This is a genomic window from Shewanella sp. 10N.286.51.B7, from assembly GCF_002873615.1.
Classification (GTDB): Bacteria; Pseudomonadota; Gammaproteobacteria; order Enterobacterales; family Shewanellaceae; genus Shewanella; species Shewanella electrodiphila.
The window spans coordinates 48,709-74,228 of the sequence record NZ_MCUF01000035.1; the positions used below are offsets into that span (position 1 = coordinate 48,709).

Annotated in this window: 25 protein-coding genes; 15 read left to right on the forward strand and 10 right to left on the reverse strand. The window is 40.9% G+C overall.

Annotation, left to right across the window (positions count from 1 at the left end):
• Positions 1–103 precede the first annotated feature (103 nt).
• The 14 genes from leuS (at position 104) to lipA (ending at position 14,552) form a co-directional block, all read left to right on the forward strand.
• On the forward strand, positions 104–2,683 hold the full coding sequence (leuS, locus tag BCU84_RS10755) for a leucine--tRNA ligase (RefSeq protein ID WP_102528086.1): 2,580 nt from the start codon (positions 104–106) through the stop codon (positions 2,681–2,683).
• A 182-nt stretch (positions 2,684–2,865) separates the two neighbouring features.
• Positions 2,866–3,360, forward strand: a complete 495-nt coding sequence (gene lptE, locus BCU84_RS10760) for an LPS assembly lipoprotein LptE (protein ID WP_102528087.1) — start codon at positions 2,866–2,868, stop codon at positions 3,358–3,360.
• On the forward strand, positions 3,360–4,391 hold the full coding sequence (gene holA, locus BCU84_RS10765) for a DNA polymerase III subunit delta (protein WP_102528088.1): 1,032 nt from the start codon (positions 3,360–3,362) through the stop codon (positions 4,389–4,391). Before lptE ends, holA begins: the two co-directional genes overlap by 1 nt.
• The gene (gene nadD / locus BCU84_RS10770) at positions 4,388–5,098 is read left to right on the forward strand and encodes a nicotinate-nucleotide adenylyltransferase (RefSeq protein ID WP_241906413.1); all 711 of its coding nucleotides are present in this window, start codon (positions 4,388–4,390) and stop codon (positions 5,096–5,098) included. Before holA ends, nadD begins: the two co-directional genes overlap by 4 nt.
• A gap of 99 nt (positions 5,099–5,197) precedes the next feature.
• The gene (gene rsfS, locus BCU84_RS10775) at positions 5,198–5,527 is read left to right on the forward strand and encodes a ribosome silencing factor (protein WP_102528089.1); all 330 of its coding nucleotides are present in this window, start codon (positions 5,198–5,200) and stop codon (positions 5,525–5,527) included.
• Positions 5,527–5,997: a 23S rRNA (pseudouridine(1915)-N(3))-methyltransferase RlmH gene (gene rlmH, locus BCU84_RS10780; RefSeq protein WP_055025767.1), complete on the forward strand. Its 471-nt coding sequence runs from the start codon at positions 5,527–5,529 to the stop codon at positions 5,995–5,997. Before rsfS ends, rlmH begins: the two co-directional genes overlap by 1 nt.
• Before the next feature lie 93 nt (positions 5,998–6,090).
• Positions 6,091–7,947, forward strand: a complete 1,857-nt coding sequence (mrdA, locus tag BCU84_RS10785; protein WP_102528090.1) for a penicillin-binding protein 2 — start codon at positions 6,091–6,093, stop codon at positions 7,945–7,947.
• Complete coding sequence (rodA, locus tag BCU84_RS10790; RefSeq protein ID WP_102528091.1) at positions 7,944–9,056, forward strand: rod shape-determining protein RodA; 1,113 nt, start codon at positions 7,944–7,946, stop codon at positions 9,054–9,056. Before mrdA ends, rodA begins: the two co-directional genes overlap by 4 nt.
• A gap of 80 nt (positions 9,057–9,136) precedes the next feature.
• Positions 9,137–10,147, forward strand: coding sequence for a lytic murein transglycosylase B (mltB, locus tag BCU84_RS10795; protein ID WP_102528092.1), 1,011 nt, complete (start codon positions 9,137–9,139; stop codon positions 10,145–10,147).
• A gap of 16 nt (positions 10,148–10,163) precedes the next feature.
• Positions 10,164–10,979 carry a septal ring lytic transglycosylase RlpA family protein gene (locus BCU84_RS10800; RefSeq protein ID WP_102528140.1) on the forward strand — a complete coding sequence of 272 codons (816 nt, stop codon included), beginning with the start codon at positions 10,164–10,166 and terminating at the stop codon, positions 10,977–10,979.
• A gap of 253 nt (positions 10,980–11,232) precedes the next feature.
• A complete protein-coding gene (locus BCU84_RS10805; protein ID WP_102528093.1) occupies positions 11,233–12,411 on the forward strand; it encodes a serine hydrolase in 1,179 nt (392 codons plus the stop codon).
• Positions 12,412–12,574: 163 nt separating this feature from the next.
• Positions 12,575–12,841: a DUF493 family protein YbeD gene (gene ybeD / locus BCU84_RS10810; protein WP_102528094.1), complete on the forward strand. Its 267-nt coding sequence runs from the start codon at positions 12,575–12,577 to the stop codon at positions 12,839–12,841.
• Positions 12,842–12,934: 93 nt separating this feature from the next.
• A complete protein-coding gene (gene lipB, locus BCU84_RS10815) occupies positions 12,935–13,585 on the forward strand; it encodes a lipoyl(octanoyl) transferase LipB (RefSeq protein WP_102528141.1) in 651 nt (216 codons plus the stop codon).
• Between the two features lies 1 nt (position 13,586).
• Positions 13,587–14,552: a lipoyl synthase gene (gene lipA / locus BCU84_RS10820; RefSeq protein ID WP_102528095.1), complete on the forward strand. Its 966-nt coding sequence runs from the start codon at positions 13,587–13,589 to the stop codon at positions 14,550–14,552.
• Between the two features lie 68 nt (positions 14,553–14,620).
• On the opposite strand, the gene BCU84_RS10825 is transcribed toward lipA, so the two are convergent.
• From BCU84_RS10825 to BCU84_RS10870, 10 genes are all read right to left on the reverse strand, one after another.
• Positions 14,621–14,839 (reverse strand): DUF6500 family protein, encoded by a 219-nt coding sequence (locus tag BCU84_RS10825; RefSeq protein WP_102528096.1) that lies wholly within the window; start codon positions 14,837–14,839, stop codon positions 14,621–14,623.
• Between the two features lie 164 nt (positions 14,840–15,003).
• Positions 15,004–15,402: a ribosomal protein S18-alanine N-acetyltransferase gene (gene rimI, locus BCU84_RS10830; RefSeq protein ID WP_241906415.1), complete on the reverse strand. Its 399-nt coding sequence runs from the start codon at positions 15,400–15,402 to the stop codon at positions 15,004–15,006.
• A 267-nt stretch (positions 15,403–15,669) separates the two neighbouring features.
• The gene (locus BCU84_RS10835) at positions 15,670–16,014 is read right to left on the reverse strand and encodes a hypothetical protein (RefSeq protein ID WP_102528098.1); all 345 of its coding nucleotides are present in this window, start codon (positions 16,012–16,014) and stop codon (positions 15,670–15,672) included.
• Between the two features lie 174 nt (positions 16,015–16,188).
• Positions 16,189–17,949: a GGDEF domain-containing protein gene (locus BCU84_RS10840; RefSeq protein ID WP_102528099.1), complete on the reverse strand. Its 1,761-nt coding sequence runs from the start codon at positions 17,947–17,949 to the stop codon at positions 16,189–16,191.
• A 3-nt stretch (positions 17,950–17,952) separates the two neighbouring features.
• Positions 17,953–18,225, reverse strand: coding sequence for a hypothetical protein (locus tag BCU84_RS10845; protein WP_102528100.1), 273 nt, complete (start codon positions 18,223–18,225; stop codon positions 17,953–17,955).
• 101 nt (positions 18,226–18,326) lie between these two features.
• Positions 18,327–19,115 carry an SAM-dependent methyltransferase gene (locus BCU84_RS10850; protein WP_102528101.1) on the reverse strand — a complete coding sequence of 263 codons (789 nt, stop codon included), beginning with the start codon at positions 19,113–19,115 and terminating at the stop codon, positions 18,327–18,329.
• A gap of 115 nt (positions 19,116–19,230) precedes the next feature.
• Positions 19,231–19,740: a GNAT family N-acetyltransferase gene (locus tag BCU84_RS10855; protein ID WP_102528102.1), complete on the reverse strand. Its 510-nt coding sequence runs from the start codon at positions 19,738–19,740 to the stop codon at positions 19,231–19,233.
• Positions 19,741–19,742: 2 nt separating this feature from the next.
• A complete protein-coding gene (locus BCU84_RS10860; RefSeq protein ID WP_102528103.1) occupies positions 19,743–21,497 on the reverse strand; it encodes a pepsin-like aspartyl protease in 1,755 nt (584 codons plus the stop codon).
• Between the two features lie 489 nt (positions 21,498–21,986).
• Complete coding sequence (locus BCU84_RS10865) at positions 21,987–22,397, reverse strand: TetR family transcriptional regulator (RefSeq protein WP_102528104.1); 411 nt, start codon at positions 22,395–22,397, stop codon at positions 21,987–21,989.
• A gap of 124 nt (positions 22,398–22,521) precedes the next feature.
• Positions 22,522–23,379, reverse strand: a complete 858-nt coding sequence (locus tag BCU84_RS10870) for a GGDEF domain-containing protein (RefSeq protein ID WP_102528105.1) — start codon at positions 23,377–23,379, stop codon at positions 22,522–22,524.
• Positions 23,380–23,745: 366 nt separating this feature from the next.
• Between BCU84_RS10870 and BCU84_RS10875 the strand changes: the two genes are divergently transcribed.
• The gene (locus tag BCU84_RS10875; RefSeq protein ID WP_102528106.1) at positions 23,746–25,401 is read left to right on the forward strand and encodes an amidohydrolase; all 1,656 of its coding nucleotides are present in this window, start codon (positions 23,746–23,748) and stop codon (positions 25,399–25,401) included.
• Positions 25,402–25,520: the final 119 nt, after the last annotated feature.

Sequence of the window (25,520 nt, forward strand, 5' to 3'; positions counted from 1 at the left end):
CTGAACCTTTTTAATGCATCACTTCTAGTTTATTCTATGCAGATCTCACTCGCGCTTTTTAGCGTTAGATCAAACAATGGGCGGCATAGGCCGGAATAGATTGATGCAAGAGCAATATAATCCCTCAGAAATTGAAGCCTTAGTGCAAAAGCACTGGGAAGACAAAAAAACCTTCGAAGTAACAGAAGATGAAAACAAAGAGAAGTTCTACTGTCTCTCTATGTTCCCTTATCCGTCTGGCCGACTTCACATGGGACACGTCCGTAACTACACCATAGGTGATGTTGTTGCTCGTTACCAACGTTTGCAAGGTAAAAATGTTCTACAGCCTATTGGTTGGGACTCATTCGGCCTACCTGCTGAAAATGCGGCAATCAATAATAAGACTGCCCCAGCACCGTGGACATACGAAAATATCGACTACATGAAGAACCAACTTAAGCTATTAGGTTTTGGTTACGATTGGAGCCGTGAAATCGCCACATGTACGCCAGAGTACTACCAGTGGGAACAATGGTTCTTCACCCAGCTTTATGAAAAAGGCTTAGTCTACAAAAAGACAGCTTCAGTAAACTGGTGTCCAAATGATGAAACGGTACTGGCTAACGAGCAAGTACAAGACGGCTGTTGCTGGCGCTGTGACACTGAGGTGGTTCAAAAAGAAATTCCTCAGTGGTTCATCAAGATCACCGATTACGCTGAAGAACTATTAAATGACATCGATCAGCTAGACGAATGGCCTGAACAGGTTAAGTCTATGCAACGTAACTGGATTGGCCGCAGTGAAGGTATCGAAATGACCTTTAATGTTGCTAACAGTGATGAGACATTCGATATCTATACCACACGTCCTGACACCGTAATGGGTGTGACGTATGTTGCAATTGCAAGTGGTCACCCACTGGCAGAGCAAGCGGCAAAGAGCAACCCTGAGTTAGCGGCATTCATCGAAGAATGTAAAAACGTTGATACCACTGAAGCTGCTATGGCTGTGATGGAAAAGAAAGGTGTTGCTACCGGTCTTAATGCTGTTCACCCATTAACAGGCAAAGAAGTGCCAATCTGGGTAGGTAACTTTGTATTAATGAACTACGGTACTGGCGCGGTTATGTCTGTACCCGCTCATGATCAACGTGACTTTGAGTTTGCTAAAAAATACGGTCTTTCGATTGAAGCTGTGATTAAGCCAGCAGATAGCGAAGTCGACATCAGTGAAGCTGCATTTACTGACAAAGGTGTACTGTTTAATTCTGCAGAGTTTGATGGACTTGAATTCCAAGCTGCATTTGATGCTATTGATGCCAAACTAACTGCTGAAGGCAAAGGTAAGCGTCAAGTTAACTTCCGTCTTCGTGACTGGGGTGTATCTCGTCAGCGTTACTGGGGCGCGCCAATTCCAATGGTGACCTTAGAAGACGGCACGGTAATGCCAACGCCAGCTGAACAACTTCCGGTTATCTTACCTGAAGATGTCGTAATGGACGGTATTCAAAGCCCGATTAAAGCCGACAAAGAGTGGGCTAAAACCGAAGTTAACGGTCAACCAGCACTGCGTGAAACAGATACCTTTGATACCTTCATGGAATCTTCTTGGTACTACGCACGTTACTGTAGCCCGCATGCAGATCAAATGCTTGATCCTGCTAAAGCTAACTACTGGTTACCAGTGGATCAATACATCGGTGGTATCGAGCATGCTTGTATGCATCTTCTGTACTTCCGTTTCTTCCACAAATTATTACGTGATATCGGTTTAGTTGACTCTGATGAGCCAGCAAAACGCTTATTAACTCAAGGTATGGTATTGGCAGATGCTTATTACTATAACAACGAGAAAGGCGCACGTGTGTGGGTTTCACCAGCTGATGTAACAGTTCAAGAAACTGATGACAAAGGCCGTGTAGTCAAAGCAATCGACAGCGAAGGTCATGAACTGGTTTACACCGGCATGAGCAAGATGTCGAAGTCTAAGAATAACGGTATCGACCCACAAGAAATGGTTGATAAATACGGTGCAGACACAGTCCGTTTATTCATGATGTTTGCAGCGCCGCCTGAATTAACCCTTGAGTGGCAAGAATCAAGTGTTGAAGGTGCGCACCGTTTCATTAAGCGTTTCTGGAAAACGGCACACGATCATGTTGCCCAAGGCGAAGTGGTCGCATTAGACCCTAAAGCCCTAGACAACAATCAAAAAGCACTACGCCGTGAACTGCATAAGACCATTGCCAAAGTCAGCGATGATATTGAGCGTCGTCAAATGTTCAACACTGCGATTGCTGCGATCATGGAATTAATGAACAAATTGCAAAAAGCACCGTCTGCCAATGAGCAAGACCGTGCCCTAATGCAAGAAGCATTAACCGCGGTGACTCGTTTACTTTACCCAATCATTCCACATACAAGTTTCAGCTTGTGGACTGCTTTAGGTAATACAACAGATATCGAAGACAGCTTGTGGCCAACAGTTGATGAATCAGCATTAGTTGAAGACAGCAAACTTATCATCGTACAAGTTAACGGTAAGCTTCGCGCTAAAATCACTGTTGCTGCTGACGCTTCTAAAGAAGAAGTTGAAGCCCTTGGTTTAGCTGATGAGAATGTGCTGAAGTTTGTTGAAGGCGTCACCGTTCGTAAAGTTATTTACGTCCCGGGTAAGCTGTTAAATATCGTTGCTAAGTAAACGATAATGGTGCGTTTGCTGTTATTTCAAAAGTAACAGCCAAATGCATCACACATTGCTTATACCAACAGAAAGGTTGCTATTGATTAGCAACCTTTCTTATTTCCCTGTAATCTACTATCAGGGTTGCGAAAGCAATAAATTCTATTTAAAAGTTAAGTAAAAGGATGCCGATACTAGTGATGCTAATAAAACGCATTAGCTTGGCAATGATGGCACTGGTTATATTAACCACTGCAGGTTGCGGCTTTAAATTACAACGCAGTTATTCTATTCCAGTCGAACTTGAAGAATTGCATTTAAGCACCAACGATCAATACAGTGAACTGTCACGTTTAGTCAGCGATCGCCTACGTATTCATGCTATTTCAACGGTTCCAGCATCAGATACCACGCCTACCCTTAGACTGGTAAATGATTCTCTTGAGCGTGCAACACTGTCTCTATACCCGACAGGTAACGTCGCTGAATACGAGCTCATTTATTTAGTGAGTTACTCACTCACACTACCTGAGTCTGAACCACAAATATTTCAAACAGAAATTCGTCGTGACTATCAAGACGATCCACGTACAGCATTAGCAAAAAGTCGTGAAATGGAAATGTTGGTCAAAGAAATGCGTATTCAGGCCGCGGACAATATTATTCAAACCCTGGCCTCCATTGAGGTGAATTAATGCGGGTTTACCCAGATCAAATAAACCAACACCTTAAAAGCCCTCAAGGCTGTTACTTACTCTTCGGTGATGACCCATGGCTGATTGAAAACTGTAAAGCACAGATTCTAACGGCGGCTAAAAAACACGGATTTGATGAACGTGTTCACCTAACCCAAGAAACCGGTTTTAGTTGGAATGATTTGATTCAAGAGTGGCAATCCATGAGTTTGTTTGCCAGTCGCCGCATTATCGAACTCACTCTACCTCAGGCAAAACCTGGCACTGAAGGTTCTGCTGCATTCATTTCGATGATGCAAAATCCCAATCCAGACATCATCTTATTAATTCATGGGCCTAAGCTTTCTGCTGAAACAAAAAGTAAGTGGTTCAAAACCCTTGATGCAGCAGGTATATACTTACCTTGTACTACGCCAGAAGGTAAGCAATTTCAGCGTTGGTTAGATAACCGTATTAGTCATTACAAGTTACACGTACAGATGGATGCAAAAGCCATGCTGTTTAACTTGTTTGAAGGTAATTTGCTCGCAGCTGAACAAGCATTACAATTACTGCAGTTACTTAGCCCTAATGAGCCGATTCATAGCGATCATTTAACCGATTATTTTGAAGATCAATCTCGCTTTACCGTGTTTCAACTGACAGATGCCTTACTGGGTAATCATCAAAAACATGCTCAGCATATGGTGGTGCAGCTCAATGGCGAAGGCACTGCAATGCCAATTTTGATGTGGGCGCTATTTAAAGAGCTTAATGTATTACTCAACCTTAAGACTGCTGTAGAACAAGGCGCTCAATTAAATAGTTTATGGCAACAACATCGGATTTGGGATAAACGTAAGCCATTATACCAAGCGGCTTTAACCCGCTTAACCCTCAGCCAAATTGAACACATGCTGGCCTTTGCGTCAAAAATGGAAATGAACCTTAAACAACATGGTATTGAAGATTGGACTGCTATGAGCCACTTATGCTTACTGTTTGATCCTAATGCTCATCGGCGTTTAGCGCATATAGAACTGCAAACATGAGCCCCATTTTGAGCAATAGTCATCATCAAGCAGGAATGAAAATTGGGTTATTAGGTGGCACCTTTGACCCAATTCACTTCGGTCATATCAAACCCGCTATAGAAGTTCAGCAGCAACTTGGGCTCGATAAAATTTGGTTAATGCCCAATCATATTCCACCGCACAAACAGACTACCCAAGTCAGCAGCCAACACCGCTTAGCGATGGCGCGACTTGTTTGCCAGCAATATGACCATTTTGAAGTGTGCGATATTGAAATTAATCGCGATACGCCGTCATATAGCGCAACGACACTGGAACTGCTAACACAACAATATCCTCAGCATCAGTTTTATTTCATCATGGGCACTGACTCGTTCATCAACCTACCGTCTTGGTACCAGTGGCAATCCATTTTTAATTTATGTCACTTAGTTGTCTGTCAGCGTCCAGGTTGGCAATTAGACAAAAACAGCCCGATGGCGGATTTGTTAATTCAAAATGCAAAAGTGCCCGCATTAGCTAAAACGGGAAAAATATTCCCTGTCGATGTTAGCTTGCAGGATATTTCCTCAACAGAAATTCGTCGTTTCCTCAAAAATGTCCCCTTTGAACAACAAAAAACAACGCACAACACGAAAGTATTTGTTAACACAGAGATCGCTAATATGCTGCCCTTTGTGATCCAACAATACATTTGTGAGCATCATCTGTACCAAAATAAGTAAAAGCGATTTTAGATGCTTAATTGAACACGGCTTCAATTGCGCTAGCTAGGGTATTTTGCGTATAATGCTCCGTTATTTTTACATATTGAGGTAAGTGACGTGCAGAGCACGGAATTAAAAGATTTTGTTGTCGATAAGATCGACGACCTAAAAGCCAAAGACGTTGTGGTACTAGACGTGGCAAACCAATCACACATTACTGATTACATGGTAATTTGTTCTGGTACATCAAAAACTCATGTTCGCGCTATTGCAGAAAACATGATTGTTGAAGCTAAAACTGCTGGTAACCAACCATTAGGTGTTGAAGGCCGTGATAGCAGTGAATGGGTACTCGTTGATTTAGGTGGCGTAATTTTACACGTGATGCAGCAGCAAACACGCGAATTTTATGACCTAGAAAAGCTATGGACTGAAAACGACGCCTAATGAAGTTACAACTGATTGCTGTTGGCACTAAGATGCCAGATTGGGTCACCCGCGGGTTTGAAGAGTATCAACGTCGTTTCCCTCGAGATATGGCGTTAGAACTCATCGAGATCCCTGCTGGGAAGCGCGGTAAAAATGCTGATATAGCACGCATTCTTCAAAAAGAAGGCGAACTTATGCTAGCAGCTGTGCCCAAAGGCAATCACATTGTAAGCCTAGATTTGCCAGGCAAGAACTGGGAGACTCCCCAACTTGCTCAGCAACTCAGTAAATGGCAACTTGATGGCCGCGATGTCAGTTTGTTGATTGGCGGTCCTGAAGGCCTTGCACCTGATTGCAAAGCTGCCGCTAGTCAAAGTTGGTGTTTATCAGCCCTCACGCTACCCCATCCATTAGTTCGCGTTTTGGTTGCAGAAAGCCTTTACCGAGCATGGAGCATAAATAACAACCATCCCTACCACAGAGAATAAGCCTAATCGGTAAACCTCTGGTAAAAGTGAAGTTAATTCAGCTAATATAGCTAAGCTGAATTTGTCAGCCTGAACCTATCGGAGAAAGCTTAAGTGTCGCCAAAAAAGCGCATTGCCATGCACGACCACGCTGCCGAGGCGTCGCTATTCAAACGTCGTGCTTTGTTTACTTTCCTGTGCGTGTTTATCCTAATCAGCATATTGCTTTCCAACTTGTATCAGTTGCAAGTTGTCTCATTTCAAGATTATGAAACTCGCTCAAACGATAACCGTATCCGTGTTGTACCTGTAGCACCAAGTCGCGGACTTATCTATGACCGACACGGTCAGTTACTCGCTGAAAACCAACCATTTTATACTCTTGAAGTTATTCCTGAAAAAACCAAAGACATAAGCGCATCACTAGATAAACTTAACGAGTATATTGAATTAAGTGCAGATGAGCGTGAAACTATCACTGAAAGACTTCGCTATCATCGCCGCTTCAAACCATTGACGATTAAATCTCGCCTGACTGAAGAGCAAGTTGCTACCTTCAGTGTTAATCAACATCAGTTCCCAGGTTTTAGAGTCGAAGCAGGCCTTAAACGCCATTACCCCTATGAAGGTCTCATGACCCATGTACTGGGTTATGTGGGTAAAATTAATGCCCGAGATAGAACCTCACTTGAAAAATCAGGCCAATGGAAAAATTATGCTGCAACCAATGACATTGGTAAGCAAGGCATTGAAAAATACTATGAAAGTCTCTTGCTTGGAAAACCAGGGCATTTAGAAGAAGAAGTGAACAACCGTGGCCGTGTTATTCGCACTTTAAAAGCCACGCCGCCAACACCTGGGCAAGATATCTACTTAACTTTAGATTTAAAACTGCAACAAAAAGCCATGGAATTACTCGATGGACGTCGTGGCTCTGTGGTGGCAATCGATCCCCAAGATGGTGGCGTACTTGCCATGGTATCAAGCCCTACCTATGACCCTAACTTATTTGTCCATGGCATTAGCACTAAAGCCTACAGTGCTCTACTAAATGACACATCTAGACCGCTAATTAACCGAGCAACACAAGGACAATATTCGCCGGCATCGACTATTAAGCCTCATGTTGCCTTATTAGGCCTCGAAGAAAAAACCATTACTGAGAAAACCCGCATTTGGGATCCAGGCTTTTGGCAAATTCCTAACGTTGAACGAAAGTATCGTGACTGGAAACGTTGGGGCCATGGCTGGGTTGATGTTTATAGCTCTATCATGGACTCTTGCGATACGTTTTTTTATGACCTTGCCTACAAAGTCGGTGTCGATAAAATGGCAGCCTTTATGTCCAAATTTGGCTTTGGTGAGCCAAGTGGTATCGACATTTATGAAGAAGCCAATGGCATCATGCCCTCTAAAGATTGGAAACGCATGCGCTATAACCAGCCTTGGTATATTGGTGACACCATTTCAGTGGGTATTGGTCAAGGTTATTGGACCACAACGCCACTACAACTAACCAATGCAGCCACTATTTTGGCTAATCGTGGTACACGCTTCACACCGCATTTGCTGAAATCATTCAAAGATGAAACCTCTAAGATAGACACCCCAATTGATGAACGAGAACCCATCAGCCTAAATGATGATAATAATTGGGAAATTATTAACGAGGCGATGCGCCGCACAGCGCACAAATCGCGCTTTACTGACGCCACATACACTGCCGCAATGAAAACCGGTACAGCTCAGGTATTCAGTGTTGCGCAAGATGAAAAATATGATTCAGACACGATTGCAGAGCATCTTAGAGACAACGCATTGATCATTGCTTATGCCCCTTATGAAAACCCTAAAATAGTCCTCGCAGTAGTGCTAGAAAATGCCGGTTGGGGCGGCGTTAACGCAGGCCCTGTTGCCCGCGCCTTATTGGACGAATATATGTTACGTGACGAATGGAAGGTGGCAGAATGAATGCCTCACACCACCCCCATAAAAAGAATATTTGGCAAAAGTTACACATAGACTTACCTTTGCTTCTCGGCTTATTAGCCTTAATGGTATTCGGGCTATTCGTAATCTATTCCGCCAGTGGTGAAGACGCAGCCATGATGGAAAGACAGCTAGTACGACTCAGTTTGTCTTTGTTTGTCATGTTTGTTTTTGCGCAAATAAATCCTGAAATATTGCGGCGTTGGGCACTGCCTATTTACATAGCAGGCATCATATTACTGCTTGGAGTACACTTTTTTGGCACCATTAACAAAGGGGCACAGCGCTGGCTAAACTTAGGTTTTATGGAGTTCCAGCCATCAGAACTGATTAAGCTTGCCTTCCCTATTACCATGGCGTGGTATATCAGTAAATTTCCACTGCCGCCTAAAAAACGTCATTTAGCGGGGGGATTAGTTATCTTATTAATCCCAACCTTATTGATCGCCAAACAACCTGATTTAGGTACCTCAATCTTGGTTGCGGCATCAGGTGTTTTTGTATTGTTTTTATCAGGCATGAGTTGGGTTATTGTCGGTTCCTGTGTCGCTGCAGTATTGGCATTACTGCCGATATTGTGGTTTTTCTTAATGCATGATTATCAGCGCACACGAGTCATGACATTATTTGATCCTGAGCGAGATCCCCTAGGCGCGGGTTACCATATTATCCAATCAAAAATTGCTATTGGCTCTGGTGGTTTATGGGGTAAAGGTTGGCTACAAGGTTCGCAATCTCAGTTAGAGTTTTTACCTGAAAGGCACACCGACTTTATTTTTGCAGTGGTTGGTGAAGAGTTTGGCCTAATTGGTAGTTTAATCTTACTTGCACTTTACATGTATATTATTGGCCGTGGGTTAGTGATTGCATCTCGTGCACAAACCAGTTTTGCAAGGTTACTTGCAGGCAGTATTACCTTAACCTTCTTCGTTTATATTTTTGTGAATATAGGCATGGTATCGGGCATTTTACCTGTTGTTGGTGTACCGTTACCTTTAGTCAGTTATGGTGGTACATCAATGATGACCTTGATGATTGGTTTTGGCATATTAATGAGTATTCATACTCATCGACGTTTCATAGACCGTTAAGCTTTACGCTGTATATTCGGCTTTAGGCAGGTTACAAATAATGCCAACATGATAAAACAAACATGACAAAAGGATTGTTAATGCATTTAAAAACGACATTCGCTGCTGGTTTAGCCTTACTACTGAGTTGCTCAAGTCTCCAAGCAACTGAGATAAACACCGCGGACAGTTCAGAAGTGAAGGCGCTCAAGCAGGCCTTTATCAGTGACCAAGTAAATAAAGGCTTCTCAGAGCAAGAAGTCAAAGATTTCCTCGCAACAGCAAATCATAATCAAGCTGTGTTAGATGCAATATCTAAACCTTGGGAAGCTAAGCCTTGGCATCAATACTATCCCATTTTTCTGACTGAAAAACGCTTAGAAAAAGGCTTGGAATTTTGGCATGACAATGCTGAAACCATCAACAATGCTGCAGATAAATTCCAAGTAGACCCGCAAATCATAGTGGCTATTATTGGTATCGAAACTTTTTATGGCGGCTATATGGGCAACTATAAAGTCCAAGATGCGTTATACACCTTAGGGTTTTATTACCCACCTAGAGCGACTTTTTTCCGCAGTGAATTTGGCAACTTAATGTCATTGGTTAAAGAAGAACAATTAGATAATGACAACCTAAAAGGTTCTTACGCTGGTGCTATGGGTTACGGCCAATTCATTCCATCAAGCTATCGTCATTACGCAGTTGATTTCAGTGGTGATGGTCGTCGTGATTTACTGAATAATAAACAAGATGCCATTGGCAGTGTCGCTAACTACTTCCACCAACATGGTTGGCAGCGCGGCGCACCTGTTACGCTAGAGCTTAACCACACTGTAGATACAGCACCAAAAGCCAAAGTGTGGGTGAAAGGAAAACCAACTCAAACCGTTGCCGACATTTTAACGCCAACCTTGAGCCTTGCAAAAGCGAAAGACATCGATGCATCTCAACGTGCTTTGCTCGTGAAATTGGATCAACCAGAAGCGACAGAATACTGGTTAGGCTTAAATAATTTTTACGTGATCACCCGTTATAACCGCAGTCCGTTATATGCAATGGCGGTTTATCAGTTTAGCCAACAGTTAGAAGCCGCTTACCATGCTAATTAATCTGATTAACTCATCAATGCAAAAAAGAACGATTTTGAGCATCAGCACATTAAGCTTACTGGGGCTACTGAGTGCTTGTTCAAGTTCATCTTCTACTAGTCAAGATGACCGTTATCAAATGAAAAACGATCGCGCGCCGCAAAGTGCTCCTGATGTAAGTAAAGTTGAAGATGCGCATCCTAAATACGAACCTTATAGCCGCCAAGGTAATAAACGCACCTATACTGTCCGTGGTAAATCCTACACTGTGATGCCGAGTGCCAAAGACTTTAGCCAAAGTGGTTATGCTTCTTGGTATGGCTCTAAGTTTCACGGTCATTTAACTTCCAATGGCGAAACCTACGACATGTATTCTATGTCTGCGGCGCACAAAACTTTACCCTTGCCTAGTTACGTTAAAGTCACTAACGAAGCGAACAATAAGCAAGTGATTGTACGTGTGAATGATCGCGGCCCGTTTCATGAAGGTCGCATCATAGATTTATCCTATGCCGCCGCTTATAAACTCGACATGCTTGGAAGTGGCACCGCTAAGGTGAATATTGAAACCATCCACATTGAATCACCCGAGTCGATGGCATTGGATGAACTCAAAGATGACAGTGTGCATATCATCCAAGTGGTAGCCTCTAAAGATCAAGTAAGGATCAATGTGCTCGCCAAAGAGCTTGAAGCAAAATATAAAGTGCCAGCTACTGTTGAGTCTGCTAATGGTTTTTATCGCTTGTTACTTGGCCCCATTGGTCAAAGTTACCTTGCGAATAAATTATTGCTGCAAATCAAACAAGATGGCTACCCACAAAGTTATTTAAGAGCGCCAACAAAAAAGTAGTCGTGCTTAATTCCACTTTGTAATCAAATTTAAAGATTGTAAATATGACATCCGACTTCAGTTAATAACCTGTGTTAAGGAACCTTAATGCCAAATTGAGGTCGACTAATGGTATAATCTTTTTAATTATGTCGTATCACTATGTAAATCAGCTAAAGTAGTTAGCTACTTTTTATTTAACCAGCTGTAATATAGATAATAATTGATAAACGACCTTACTTCTTTCACGACTGACCAGAGATGTGCAAACTCAATGAAGAATATTGTTAACACTCCGCTTAAATCTTTGCTGCTGCTTTCCGCTGTATCTTTATCTTCTCACGCAGCCAATGCACCCATGGTTATGCCAAATGCACCAACAGTTGCCGCTAAAGCTTACGTTTTAATGGACTACAACTCAGGCCGTGTTATCGCTGAAAGCAATGCCTACGAATCGCTAAACCCTGCCAGCTTAACTAAAATGATGACCAGCTATGTTATTGGTCACGAAGTTAAGGTAGGCAATATTTCACTAGAAGATGAAGTGACCATCAGTAAAAAAGCTTGGTCTAAAAACTTCCCAGACTCTTCTAAAATGTTTATCGAAGTTGGCAAGAAAGTCACTGTAGAAGACCTTAACCGTGGCATCATCATTCAATCAGGTAACGATGCTTGTGTTGCAATGGCTGAGCATATTGCTGGTACAGAAGATGGCTTTGTTGATTTAATGAATTCATGGTCAAAGCAGCTTGGCATGACCCAAAGTTACTTTGAAAACTCTCATGGTTTAGATTCAGACAATCACAAAACCACGGCTTATGACATGGCTTTGTTAGGCGCAGCCTTAATCCGCGACGTTCCTGATGAATACCGTGTATATTCAGAAAAATCGTTTACGTTTAACGGTATCAAACAATATAACCGTAACGGTTTATTGTGGGATAACAGCCTTAACGTTGACGGCATTAAAACCGGTCATACTTCAGGCGCTGGTTATAACTTAGTTTCTTCAGCAACCAATGATGGTATGCGCTTAATCACCGTAGTGATGGGCACAAACAGTGAATCAGCGCGTAAAGCTGAAAGTAAAAAACTGCTTAACTATGGTTTCCGTTTCTTTGAATCAATCACGCCGTATAAAGCGGGTGATACTTTTGTCACCCAGAAAATCTGGTACGGCGATCGTGAAAACGTTGATTTAGGTGTCGTAACTGATACGCCTATTACCATTAACCGTGGTCAAGCGAAAAACCTAGAAGCAAACTTCGAGCTAACTAAACCACTAACAGCGCCATTAGCTAAAGGCGAAACTGTAGGCCGTATCTTCTTCCAACTTAATGGTAAAGATATTGCTGAGTTCCCACTTGTTACACTTAATGAAGTTAACGAAGGTAGCTGGTTTAGCAAACTGATGGATTACTTCAAGCAAATGTTTGAAGGCTGGTTTAGTTAATCAGTACCAGTAGAGAATCTAATAATTAAAGCTACCTTCGGGTGGCTTTAATTTTTTTATGCTTAGGATAAATGCATAGACTCTGTGTTATAAGCCTTGTATTACAGTATAATTACCCCATATAGAACAGATAGCACATATTACAACTGCAGAGAGCAAACACATGTTAGAAACAAACTTTGGCGAACTAATGGAATTTCCGAATTCTTGCCCATTCAAAGTGATTGGTACTGCCGATGATACCCTAGCGGATCGCATTGTTGCAGTAGCGCAACAGCTTGCTCCAGGTGACTATGCACCGACTGTGAAAGCATCAAGCAAAGGCACTTACTATGCGATTTCAATCCGCATTACTGTGACCAGCAAAGAGCATATCGAGCAGGTTTATACCGACCTTGCGGCAATCGAAGGCGTGAATCGCGTACTCTAACTATGAGCAAAATGTGATCAAGCTAACACTTTGATGTCATTTTGCTGCTAGGTGCGTATAATAAGCCAACTTTTTTGAGGGGAGAGGTTGCCCTTGCAAACTCAAGCGTTACACATCAGACATCTTGGTCGCCAAGATTACGAATCCGTATGGCATGCAATGCAGGCTTATACCGATAATCGTGACAGCGAAAGCAACGATGAATTATGGATTGTTGAACACTCGCCCGTATTCACCCAAGGCCAAGCAGGCAAAAGCGAGCACATCCTTAATCCAGGTGATATCCCAGTGATCCAAGTTGACCGTGGTGGCCAAGTGACCTATCACGGGCCGGGCCAGTTAGTTGTCTATCCACTTATCGACATAAAACGCGGTAAACTCGGCGTCAGACAGTTAGTTAATAACATTGAACAAAGTATTGTTGATATGCTGGCAATGTATGACGTTAACGCCTATGCAAAAGCTGACGCTCCCGGTGTCTATGTCGATGAACGTAAAGTTGCCTCACTAGGGCTTCGTATTCGTAAAGGCTGCTCATTTCATGGTCTAGCACTTAACGTCGATATGGACTTAGCACCGTTCCAACGCATTAACCCTTGCGGTTACGCGGGTCTTGAAATGGTGCAATGCAAAGCATTAGGCGGCCCTCAAACCGTTAACGATGCTGGCGACAAACTGATTCAAACATTAAGCAAAGTATTGGGCTACCAAGAACTTGTACATCATCAAGGATTAGCAGAATAATATGAATAGGCCTGAAAGATTACAACCTGGTGTAAAACTGCGTGATGCCGAAAAAGTCGCACGTATTCCAGTAAAAGTGGTTCCTTCTGAAAAGGAAACCATGTTACGCAAACCAAACTGGTTACGCGTAAAGCTACCTGCATCAAACCAGCGTATTACTGAGATTAAATCAGCATTACGTAAAAATGGTTTGCACTCAGTTTGTGAAGAAGCATCGTGCCCTAACCTCGCTGAATGCTTTAACCACGGTACAGCCACCTTTATGATCTTAGGTGCTATCTGTACTCGTCGTTGCCCTTTCTGTGATGTTGCCCATGGTCGTCCGCTTAAGCCAGACGCAGCTGAACCTAAAAAGTTAGCTCAAACCATCAAAGACATGAAGCTTAAGTATGTGGTTATTACCTCAGTGGATCGTGATGATTTACGTGATGGCGGCGCACAACATTTTGCAGATTGTATTCGTGAAATCCGCATACTTAATCCTGAAATTAAAATCGAGATTTTAGTCCCTGATTTCCGTGGTCGTATTGATGCAGCGCTCGATATTATTGCAACTGAGCCACCTGATGTGTTCAACCATAACCTTGAAACTGCGCCTAAGCATTACCGTAAAGCGCGTCCTGGGGCGAACTATCAATGGTCATTAGATTTACTGAAACGCTTTAAAGAGCGTCACCCTGATGTGCCAACAAAATCTGGCTTAATGATGGGTTTAGGTGAAACTAACGAAGAAATTGCAGATGTGTTACGTGACTTACGTAAACACGATGTTGAAATGCTCACTCTAGGTCAGTACCTACAGCCGTCTAAGTTCCATTTACCGGTTGAACGTTACGTGCCGCCAGCTGAGTTCGATGCATTAAAAGACTTGGCTGATGAACTTGGCTTTACCCATGCAGCTTGCGGACCGTTAGTTCGCTCAAGCTACCATGCAGATTTACAAGCGCAAGGTAAAGAAGTGAAATAAGCTTTCTTCCTCGTAAAAAAACGGCGCTTTATGCGCCGTTTTTATTTGCCTAAATAAAACGACTCAAGTTACAAACCGCTTTCAACCATGGCTTTAATCTCTTTTGCCTTAACAAAATGGTCAAGCCGATGAGTTTCAATCCACCATGTAGCGGCTTCCATCAATAGCTCAGGATTGTCATTTTTGTTGGCAAAAAAAGCATAAAAAGATAAACCAACATTATCGCCTTTTGCGGCTATTTTCTTATCGCAAACCTGAATAACCTTCGCTCTTAATGAGTCTCTCATTTTTATCCTTTTATTAAATCGGCTTTTACATCGGTAAATGCATTAAATCACTGTTCAAGAAATAGTTAACAAGCTAAGTCATAGCCAATAAGTTAAAACAAAGTCATAGAGAGTCAAAGAGAGTCAAAGACAGTCATAGAGAGTCATAGAAAGCTAAAGAAAATCTAAAGCCTGTAATCCATTAGAATCGCATCTTCACGACCCGACTCAGCAGGGTAATAGCCTGTTCTACGACCTGACTCTACAAAGCCCAGTTTTTGATATAAGCCTATTGCCGCTTGGTTAGACTGACGCACCTCAAGCATGACAATCACAGCCTCATGCTGTTTTGCGTCGCTAATAGTATGATTCAGCAAGTGTAAACCTAAGCCTTTACCTTGAGACTGCGGATTGATGCAAATATCTAACAAAGTCAGCTCATCAACTATTTGCTGCACTATCGCAAAGCCAATAAGTTGCGAACCTTCATAGGCGCCAAAAACACGGTACAGGCGACCAAAACAGTCTTCTAGATTGGATAAGCTCATAGGGTGACTGTGAGCCTGGTTTTCAACACTAGACATCTCAGCAGCGTTTTCAGGGCTAAGAGGCTTAATCACTATAGAATTCGAGGGTGAGCTTGTTTCTGACATAGTTTTTAAAACAGGTTTCTTAAAATAGGGTTCTTAAAAAAATAGTTAACTGTTACCACTGTTGAAATCACGATTAAGATGGCTGTAAGCTGGCTATAAAGATTGGAAACCTCTTTATCCGAACAGCTATTTACCAAAGCGGTTCTTTATCAAAACGCTTCTTTATCAAAACGCTTTATTATCAAAATAAGGATTTAATTAGGCTGCGGTTTTAGCAAGGTATTGGTATATCTGTTGCCATAATTCGCGCTTAACTTGATGACCTGTTTCAAGAGCTGCTAATGGTGCAGATACCAGCCAAGCCACTCTAGGGCGCACCTTTAATTTGCGCATATCCCACACCACTTGCATTCCTTTGACCATCTCAGTATCAAATTCACAATCGTTCAGGTCTACACTCAGTAACCCCAAAATCTCTAGGACAATGGCATTCTGAGAAATATCAGTGTCGGAATCTTGAATAATAAGATAAGGCTTACCTTTGGCATCAGCACTGCGCCAACGAGATACACCCATTGCATCTAAATAAGCTGATTTATCCAAACTGGTCTCCAAAATGAGTAAGTGAACGCATAATTTCTTGATGAATAGAATAACAGTTCACTACTCGGTTTGTTACCCAAAAATAAAGCGATTAACGCTTTGGGCGCAATCGCTTTATCTGTAAACGGCTTATCTCTTGTGACATTAGCCTTATGGCGTTAAGTCAGTGTAAAACTAAATAATCACCGAGCAAGATTCTTTAGAGGCTTCAACATCGGCATAGTTACATACTTTATTACGGCCAGTGCTTTTAGCTAGATACATGGCATTGTCTGCATGACCTGTTAGTGCTTCAACACTGTAACCAGATTGCACACTGTCCGTTACCCCAAAACTTGCAGTAATAGGGAACGTGTAACCGCTTGGGCTGCTATCAATATTGGCAATCGCCTTACGGTAATCTTCAGCAATCTTTAATGCCGTAACGGAATCGCAACGAGACAAGATAATACAAAATTCCTCCCCGCCTAAGCGAGCAAAAATATCGTTTGTACGGCCTATATTCTTACAAGTACGGGCAACATTTTTAAGCACCCAATCACCACATGCATGGCCATAGTTGTCATTGATAGTTTTAAACTTATCTAAATCAAACAGAATACAGCTGATATTGTCTTGATTAACTTGGCAAGCTGACATCGCATCTTGCGCTGCCGTATTAAAATGGCCACGGTTATAAATTTGGGTTAACGAATCTATTTGAGCAAGGTGTTTCAAACGTTTTTGGTTTCTGTTCGAGCGAATAGCCGCAATAGCCAATAAACTGATCACCATGATCAGCAAAGCCATAAATAAACGGTTATTTTCAGTTTCACTTTCGGCTAACCGCTGGCTAGCTTGCAATAGTTTGTTTTGTTTATTGAGTAATTCGATTTGGACTTTTTGCTCAACAGCTTTATGTTGCGCCAATTGAAAGGCTAGATATTTGGTTTTTAATTCATCGAAAAATGCCTTATCAGCTTCGGCAAATTTTATGTAATAATTTAAAGCAACTTCAAACTCCCTGGAGGAAACAGCAACTTGATAAAGAGCTTCGTAAGCTATCATTTCTGGTTCCGGGTTTGTCATATTACTTGTCAGTAAGAGGACTTTTTCTCCATTTAATTTTGCTTTTTCAAACTCATTACTCGCTAAATATGCTTTTGATAATAAAGCATGGAAATGTGAAAGGATCGGGACATAGTTTATAGATTTTAATACACTAATATTATTTTCAAGCAATGTGATTGCTTCAAGGTATAATCCATCATTTAAAAAAAGGTTTGCCTTAAAAGTATATATCGAATTTAAAATTACAGGCTCATTATTCTCTTTACACGCTTTTATCGCGACCTTAAATTCTTCAGAGCCCGTTGTTAGTTGCCCCAGATAATATTTTGCTTCTACAATTTGATGTTTTACAATACAAAAATTTCTTCCGAACAAAAAATCGTCATCAAGCTTATCCGCATAATTAAGCCCCAACTCATATTGACCTAATTTGTTATAAAAAAATGCTGTTACTGAAATTCCTAATTGACTTATTTCGGGATTTTTAATTAGATGAAGAAGCTCTAAGTTTCTTTCTAAATATACTAAGCCTTCATTCCACTGTTTAGAAAAAGCCATTGTATTTATTAAAGATATATTTGCTCTAAATTGAACTTCGATTGAAACGCTTGACTTACTCAACTCTTCCCAAAGAACCTGAGCATCCACAAAATTTCCATTAAATGCCATTTGATATGCAGTTAAATATTTAAAGCGATCATTTTGAGAATTTGAGAAATTCAATTCAACAGACTTTAAGTTTTTCATAATTTGATTAAATTGAATTGCGTCGCTTGTTCTTACTTTATCAGCTTGCTCCAATAAAAAATCTACATCAGGACTTTCATCACTCCACACAGGAGTGATGAAAGTAAATAAAATAAGAAAACCAAAAACTTTAAACATTAACTATATTGTTGCTGCGATTTCTGTTTTATCTTCAGATGGTTTTGTATCACCTTCTTGCTCTTTTTCTTCTTCATCTGCTGGAAATAAGATACAAACCACATCAGGGCAAATATCTAACGCTTTTTCTAAAGCCACAATGTCTCGGTTCAACATAGTTTGCTTTAATTGTTCATTTAGGTTCGATTCTGTAATGGCCGTTTCAAACTCAATTGCAGATTCTGTTAAACCAGACTCTTGTCCCATGCGTTCTAGTAACTTGATAATACTTGACATCTTGTCTCCTTAAGATTGCTAAAGTGCCGATTTAACGACGTTTTTTAGTTATAATGTAGCAATTTAACTTATGCTAATACACTATTTAATTACGCGATATCCTACTGCGCTAATTCTTGTTCAATTTCAGCCAAACGTGCTACAAGCTTTTTATTTGGCTGCATTTTTTGACTCGGTGGAATAACTAAGGTGGTGTGCATATGAATCTCAGCTGTGACCAACTCTGAAAGCGATAGAGTTTCAATGCGAATCTTATCAATTGGAAGCACCGCCGCTTCATATAAAATAACTTGGTGATCCAGTGGGTAAACTTCACCAAGTAACTCAATTAGTACTTGCCTGTGGGCGGCACCTGTTGAAAATTTAGTTAATGACTTATCTCCAGCTAAACCAATTTGCCATAAAATCAGATAGCAAGATGGGTCATATTGACGTTTATAAAACATGAACTGACTTGTCTCAAATTGCTGGCAGCCAAAACGTCCAGGGTCGATACCTAAATCGGCAATTAAACAATCTTCAGCTGAAATACCAGGTATCATACGTGCTTGATAGCCTTCCGCTTTCGCCATTGCAATAGACTTATGCGGCGCTTGAGCAAATACCCCCGGGTGGCCATAAAAAGCACCAACCACTTTTTTGCCAGCTCTAACTTCAGTCATCATCGCATCTACCATCTCACGATAAGTAATTTGGCGGTTTTTACCTTCTTGATAATACTGCTGTAAACTGCGAACATCCGGATGCATTTCTTGTATCCAAAGTTCAGTGATGCCATGAGATACAGCTGAAAACACAACATCAGCTTGCTCTATATAGCTCTTACTCAAAGGGCTAATGTGCGCCCCTAACGTCATACCAATACCGACACAGGCCAAACTACCCGACATTTTATAACTCTTTTTATAATGTGATTTTCAACAAATTTGTTGCAAATAAGATAACAGTTATTAATTTGTATTGGAATTGTATCAATAAAGTTTCAGCGGGAAATTAATCCTTTATCTATCTTGCTGATTCTACTTTAAAACTTAATTTATCAGCAGCTGTATAGAATTCTGTAAAACCTGCTTTAACTACAACGCGTTTACTCGCTCTATTTTTAACCGAGGCATATGCAAAAATGGTTTTTAATCCAAGTTTTGTAAAACCATATTCAATCATCCCTATTAATGCCTCTTCAGGATAAAATCGCCCTTGAGCATTCCTAGCCAATATTAAACCAGCTTCGGCACTTCTTTTGTCTTCATAGTGCATTGATAAATTTTGAATCCCACATGCTTCATTTGAACTTTTATCTACAATTGCCCATATAACTTGTTTGAATGGTGCTTCATTATTTAGCTTTATCGCAGTAAAGAATGATGACTTCGCTTTGCTTTTCGTTAACGGTTCAGCAATAAAGCGCATAATTTTAGGGTCTGTATATAAACTCACATATAAATCTATATCCTTTTCCTCAAGAAGTCTGATGCTTAACCTTTCTGTCTCAAAGTTATGAATGTTATCAGCCATAATTAAGAGTCACTTTGCTCTGCAAACCTAATCACACCTGTTTCATGGGCTGAACGATCAAATACAACGTAATAATCATTGAGTAATGGTAAACCCAATAAACACTGGTTTGGCCAACCATCAATCTGTCCAAGTACTTTAAAACAAGCTTTGCCTGGTTTTGGGTAATTAAGCTGCCAATAATGTTCTGGCTTACAACTGATAGTTATTGCTTTATCGATGACTTCATTTTCTTTATCAGGACATTCGTTGGTGATTTCACCATCAAAGGTGAAGTGCAGTGTTGGCCAATGACTCAAATCATTGGAGTGATGACCCGTCATATCACCGCCTTTAAATAGTTCAGTCATATCAATCCCCTCTTCTTGCAAGCGGATATCTTTAAACGGGGTGACTAACTCCACAAACGCTTCTGATACATTGCTAAAGCCTTGCAACATAGCTTCATACAATAAGTTGGTTAGCAAAATTCCTGACACCCCAGTATCAATAATGGCGTTACTTTTATGGGAAGGAATGTATTTTTCTTGCAAAGCTGGGGCTGCGACAGGCGCTTGGTCGCCGACACTCATGGAGTACAATTTGACGTTGTAATAGCGATTATGAATAACATCAATGGTTTTAAACTTTCCCTGATACAACTCGGTATGCTCTTTGCCACCACCTAAAATCAACCAACCTTTGTTAAGTGGATCGGCTGCGATTTGCTCTTGGGTATAGTCATCTTTAGCAATATGAATACTTGAGCGCTTTGAATGAAAAGCAAAACGATTGTTGGTTAAACCGCTATTGTTAAGGCGGGTAAAATACGGCACAACGGTCTGTTGCGGCTGCTTTTTAAGAAACTTTCGAAAGCGTTTTAAATCTTCGCCGCTAAAGCGTTCTTGCTCGTCAGAACCATCACAACTCTTCGCGTCATGATCACTATGTGCTGGGCACACTGAGTTAGGATCAGAAAATGGCCATGGGAATGTCGATGCAGGCTTAATTTCATGTTGTTCAATATAGGCAGTTAAATCGTAGCTCTTGTTCAAGCCATAATAAGCAAGACCCAGTATTCCATCTGCATCGGCAAAGGTTTTTTGATGTTCTAATGAGGGTACAATTGCTACAGGGCAGCCTTCTAAATCAAGCGGTTCATGAGCGAGGTTAAGATGCGGCACATGGGTTGTCGTATTTTTATCTAGTGAATCTTGCGCTAACAAATCATCTTTAAGCCCATCTTGGCTGACACTCACCTTGGTATGCACTAATGGCCCATCCCAACCGCCTGCACCATAAATCACCTGCTGAGCAAATGGGCCAGATTGCAGTAGCTGATCATCGTGCGGTCTGTAGACCTGCTTTTTAACGACTAAGGTACTACTACCAGTATCAACGATTAGATTTGCAGGACTACCTTCACTTCCAAGGTGCATTTGCACACAGTAGCCACCTTTAGCATACACATTAACTAGAGGCAGTTTCACTGTTCTAGGCTTAATGGCTTCTGGCGTTAGTGATGCTAGAGAAGCTAATTGTTCTTGTGCTTGCGTTTCTGTCTGTTCTAGTTCTGATGCTTGTCCGTCACTACTGCATGAATTTAGCGTTTCATCCAAGTGCTGCTGCATTTGGTTATGATGATGACAATGACCTAATAGGTGTTGATGGTGATCGTCATTAGAAGCTTTTAGCGCGGCTTGTTGATTAAGGACCTGCTCTTGAGCAATTGATGCCTCATCAAGTTGTTCAGCTTGTGGATTTTCTTGCTTACTCATGCAATTGTTGCTTCCTTGCTATTGATAACCAGCTATAAAGCCGCAGCTATCAGTAGAGTTTTTGCCGTTTATATACATTAACGGCTTAACCTTATTCACCTAAGGCCGTTACTTTAAATTAACACCAATACCTTTGTCACTCATTCATATGCTTAAAAGAACATTTTTTAATCATTCAGATTTATTGAAGCGATTAAAATTGGGACTTTAGTTAACCGGCATAATAAAAGGAGTACATTTAACAGCTAATTTAGCTAAAGGCAATCAACTCAGAAAAGGAACTAATGAAAGGAAGCTAAAGTAAGGAAACTATTTCAGATTAATATCTAAACTTAAAAAATATCACAAGATGATTTTGGTTTGAGAAAATACATACAAAATTGCATTGCAAAAGCCTGATTAGACTTTTGCTTTGGCTTTGGCTTTGGCTTTGGCTTTGGCTTTAGCCTTATGCCACATTGACTGAGGTTATCAAAACGATGAAAAGGTTTAAGGATGGTTGCGCTTTCGTTCTAGCTCGAGAAACTCGAAGCCGCGCTTTAAGAATTTGAATTCTTCTTTTTCAGGTAATAGTGTTATCAATGATGTTAACTCAGCAAAAATATGCTCAAGTGCTAATCGGTCTTTGTCTTTTAAATGATTAAAAATCAGCGGTCTTAATACCATACTGAAAATCATTGCAAAGTCTTCAAAACGTTGCTCATTAATGGCTGTGATATTCATTTGAACTTCTTCGATACAAAGCGCGGCTAAAATTTCATTTTTATCACGGAAATTTTGGTAACAACAGGCTCTAGATAACCCACAAGCCCTAGGGACATCCGACATTGAAAAGTTAATCACACCATGCTGTTTGATTAATTCTTTTGCTGCATTCAGGAGTCGTTGCTCTGTTGTCATAGTGGTCTCTGTAACACTTATATTTGTACAGTATATAACAACTGACTTTGCACTTGTATAGCCGCTAGTCTAGTCACTTAAATAGTCCTCTAGAGAACTTGAATTTTATCATATTCAGGTCCTACTAAAAACTAGACTTATCAATATCTAAAGCATACTTGGGAAATTGTGATGAGGTTAAATGTGGCTGAAAATACTGATGTGAAACTTCATTACGCTTAGCAGAATACATCGCAATATCGGCATTTTTCATCAGCGACTTTCTATCCTGCCCATCCTTGGGAAATTGGGCAATCCCAATGCTAGCACCAATAACAATCATGTGCCCAGAGCATGGAATATCAACGAGTAGAGCTTGTTCGATTTGTTTGGCTATTATTGAGATATTGCGATCCTGAGCATCAGGAATAATAATGGCAATCTCATCACCGCCAATTCTTGCAGCAAGTGCATCTGCTGGTAACACGCTGTCTATACGTTCAGCCACAATCTGTAAAACTCTGTCACCTTCTGAATGACCAAAAGTATCATTAATCATTTTGAAATTATTAATGTCTAACATCATGCAATAAAACGTCTCAGGTTCTTTTGCAATGAATTGATCAATACTACGATAATACTGTTGACGGTTAGGTAGCCCTGTAAGCAAATCATGATTAGCTTGATGGTTTTTTTCTTGCAGTAAATTATCCATATTCTCGATTGTTTGCTTGCTCAAACGTGTCACCAAATAAACAAACCAACCTCCGGCAAAAAAGATCCCTGCGACAACCAATTGAATAAAATTAACGGTTTCCTGAGCCTTCAATAATAATGATAAATAGCTAAAATAACTCACAATAAACAATGCGATTAGCATCAACAGGGTTAGCCAACCTTTGCTGCTAAATTGAGAATAAGCACAAATTTGATATGCAGGCTTTAAGGATAAACTCAGTCCAATTAACCCTAAAAGTACTAATATTGACGCGCTTAACCCCATAACCTCTCCACTTGCCTTTGCTTAATACTGCTTCTCAACTTTTTGTCTAAATCTTTTTTGTTTACACTTTTTGCCTAAACATCATGATTTAAATCAAAATACCGTTATTGTACTTAAATAGTCACTCGCTTGAATATTACACCAGTAACATTAGTAGCAAGTCGTTTAAGACATTTCTAGTGTAGCAGTTATCACGTTAGTTGCTTGCCATTCACCTGCTTAATGAATCTGTCGATTACGCATTAACATGTTTATTTCACTCTCGTTTTTCTACAAAAAACCAGTTAACATAAAATCAACAACAAAAATTAAATATTGTTCAATAGCTAAAAGACAAAACAATAAGAACATGGAACGAATTAACACATGATAAATACCTACAAAAAGCTGCTTATCACTTGTATCTGTTTAGTCAGTTTCCCCGCGCTTAGCCAGAGTCAATTGATCAGTAACATTCATGGATATACTGTTCAAGATGGCAACCTCATCGAATTTAGAGCCTTGCAATTTGATGGTGACACCATCGAAAAAATATATACCGAACAAGACAACTTACCCTATAAAACCGAAGCTAATATCAATCATATTGATGGTAAAGGTCGAACCTTACTTCCGGGCTTAATTGATGCTCACGGGCATGTATTGAGTTACGGTTTGAGCTTGATGCGTGCTCAATTACGCGACAGTAAATCAGAATACGACGCTGTTAATATTGTCGATAAATTTAGGCAGCAACAATCATCACTAAACTGGGTACAAGGCAGAGGTTGGAACCAAGTATTATGGCCAAGCAAGCAATTTCCTACTGCCGCCTCTCTCGATAAGATATTTCCTGACACGCCTGTATGGTTAGTACGAATTGATGGGCACGCTGGCTGGGCAAATTCAGCAGCAATGGCAGTTGCTGGAGTCGATATCAACTCAATCAGTCCTGCAGGCGGCGAGATCCTTCGCCATAAAAATGGTCAGCCTACTGGCGTATTTATTGATAATGCCATGAGCTTAATTACCAACAATATCCCTAAACTGTCGATTGAAGAGCAACAAGCAGTGCTAGAAACAGCTTTAACCTCATTAGCAGAATTAGGGTTAACCAGTGTGCATGACGCTGGGATTCAGTCTGATACCATTGCGGCTTATCAAGCCTTGGACTTACGCAGTAAAATGCCTATTCGCGTTTACGGCATGATTGACGCTGAAGATCCTGAGTTTGATCAATTAATGGCTGCTGGACCATACCGTATCGATACCGATAAATTCCGTGTTAGCAGTGTTAAAATTTCTGCTGACGGCGCATTAGGCAGTCGCGGCGCTGCGTTAATTGAAGATTATAGTGACTTAAAAGGCCACAAGGGGTTATTGCTATATTCGCCCCAAGCCTTAGGTGATAAGATTGAAAAAGCCATGAAAGCAGGGTTTCAGGTTAATACCCACGCAATTGGTGATAATGCCAATCAAATTGTTTTAGATCATTACCAATCATTAATTGCAAACAGTAACAGTCGCCATTTACGACACCGTATTGAACATGCACAAGTATTGCAGCTCAGTGATATTTCTCGATTTGCTGAGCTCAATGTGATTGCTTCTATGCAGGCAACACATGCCACCAGCGATAAGAATATGGCAGAAGATAGAGTGGGCAACTCGCGAATAAAGGGCGCTTACGCTTGGCGTAAATTAATCAATGCGGGCGCTGTTATTGCAGCTGGTTCTGACTTTCCCATTGAGTCCCCTAACCCTTTTTATGGCCTTCATGCCTCTGTGACCAGACAAGACCATGACAATCAGCCGGTTGATGGTTGGTACCGTAGAGAAAGCATGACACTCACTGAAGCGCTCGCCAGCTTTACCACTAATGCCGCTTTTGCTGGTCATCAAGAAAAAGAGATTGGTCAGCTAAAACCAGGATTGAAAGCAGACTTTATCTTAATCGAAACCGATATTTTCTCAGCCCCTGTTGAAGATATTTGGAAAACTAAAGTCAGCGAAACCTGGGTTAATGGACAACGAGTACATTGATACAACTAAGCTCGACTTATTCAAGTCGTTACATCTAATTGAAATGCTAAGGGCAGATAAACCTTTATCTGTCCTTGTGTTCAACCTCTGTTGTTTCAGTCAATTCAGTGAACCTTTCA

Excerpts from the sequence above, each read along its gene's own strand:
- leuS (WP_102528086.1), top strand. The coding sequence starts at position 104 with ATGCAAGAGCAATATAATCCCTCAGAAATTGAAGCCTTAGTGCAAAAG.
- lptE (WP_102528087.1), top strand. The coding sequence starts at position 2,866 with ATGCTAATAAAACGCATTAGCTTGGCAATGATGGCACTGGTTATATTA.
- holA (WP_102528088.1), top strand. The coding sequence starts at position 3,360 with ATGCGGGTTTACCCAGATCAAATAAACCAACACCTTAAAAGCCCTCAA.
- nadD (WP_241906413.1), top strand. The coding sequence starts at position 4,388 with ATGAGCCCCATTTTGAGCAATAGTCATCATCAAGCAGGAATGAAAATT.
- rlmH (WP_055025767.1), top strand. The coding sequence starts at position 5,527 with ATGAAGTTACAACTGATTGCTGTTGGCACTAAGATGCCAGATTGGGTC.
- rodA (WP_102528091.1), top strand. The coding sequence starts at position 7,944 with ATGAATGCCTCACACCACCCCCATAAAAAGAATATTTGGCAAAAGTTA.
- mltB (WP_102528092.1), top strand. The coding sequence starts at position 9,137 with ATGCATTTAAAAACGACATTCGCTGCTGGTTTAGCCTTACTACTGAGT.
- BCU84_RS10800 (WP_102528140.1), top strand. The coding sequence starts at position 10,164 with ATGCAAAAAAGAACGATTTTGAGCATCAGCACATTAAGCTTACTGGGG.
- BCU84_RS10805 (WP_102528093.1), top strand. The coding sequence starts at position 11,233 with ATGAAGAATATTGTTAACACTCCGCTTAAATCTTTGCTGCTGCTTTCC.
- ybeD (WP_102528094.1), top strand. The coding sequence starts at position 12,575 with ATGTTAGAAACAAACTTTGGCGAACTAATGGAATTTCCGAATTCTTGC.
- lipA (WP_102528095.1), top strand. The coding sequence starts at position 13,587 with ATGAATAGGCCTGAAAGATTACAACCTGGTGTAAAACTGCGTGATGCC.
- BCU84_RS10825 (WP_102528096.1), bottom strand. The coding sequence starts at position 14,839 with ATGAGAGACTCATTAAGAGCGAAGGTTATTCAGGTTTGCGATAAGAAA.
- rimI (WP_241906415.1), bottom strand. The coding sequence starts at position 15,402 with ATGTCTAGTGTTGAAAACCAGGCTCACAGTCACCCTATGAGCTTATCC.
- BCU84_RS10840 (WP_102528099.1), bottom strand. The coding sequence starts at position 17,949 with ATGTTTAAAGTTTTTGGTTTTCTTATTTTATTTACTTTCATCACTCCT.
- BCU84_RS10845 (WP_102528100.1), bottom strand. The coding sequence starts at position 18,225 with ATGTCAAGTATTATCAAGTTACTAGAACGCATGGGACAAGAGTCTGGT.
- BCU84_RS10850 (WP_102528101.1), bottom strand. The coding sequence starts at position 19,115 with ATGTCGGGTAGTTTGGCCTGTGTCGGTATTGGTATGACGTTAGGGGCG.
- BCU84_RS10855 (WP_102528102.1), bottom strand. The coding sequence starts at position 19,740 with ATGGCTGATAACATTCATAACTTTGAGACAGAAAGGTTAAGCATCAGA.
- BCU84_RS10860 (WP_102528103.1), bottom strand. The coding sequence starts at position 21,497 with ATGAGTAAGCAAGAAAATCCACAAGCTGAACAACTTGATGAGGCATCA.
- BCU84_RS10865 (WP_102528104.1), bottom strand. The coding sequence starts at position 22,397 with ATGACAACAGAGCAACGACTCCTGAATGCAGCAAAAGAATTAATCAAA.
- BCU84_RS10870 (WP_102528105.1), bottom strand. The coding sequence starts at position 23,379 with ATGGGGTTAAGCGCGTCAATATTAGTACTTTTAGGGTTAATTGGACTG.
- BCU84_RS10875 (WP_102528106.1), top strand. The coding sequence starts at position 23,746 with ATGATAAATACCTACAAAAAGCTGCTTATCACTTGTATCTGTTTAGTC.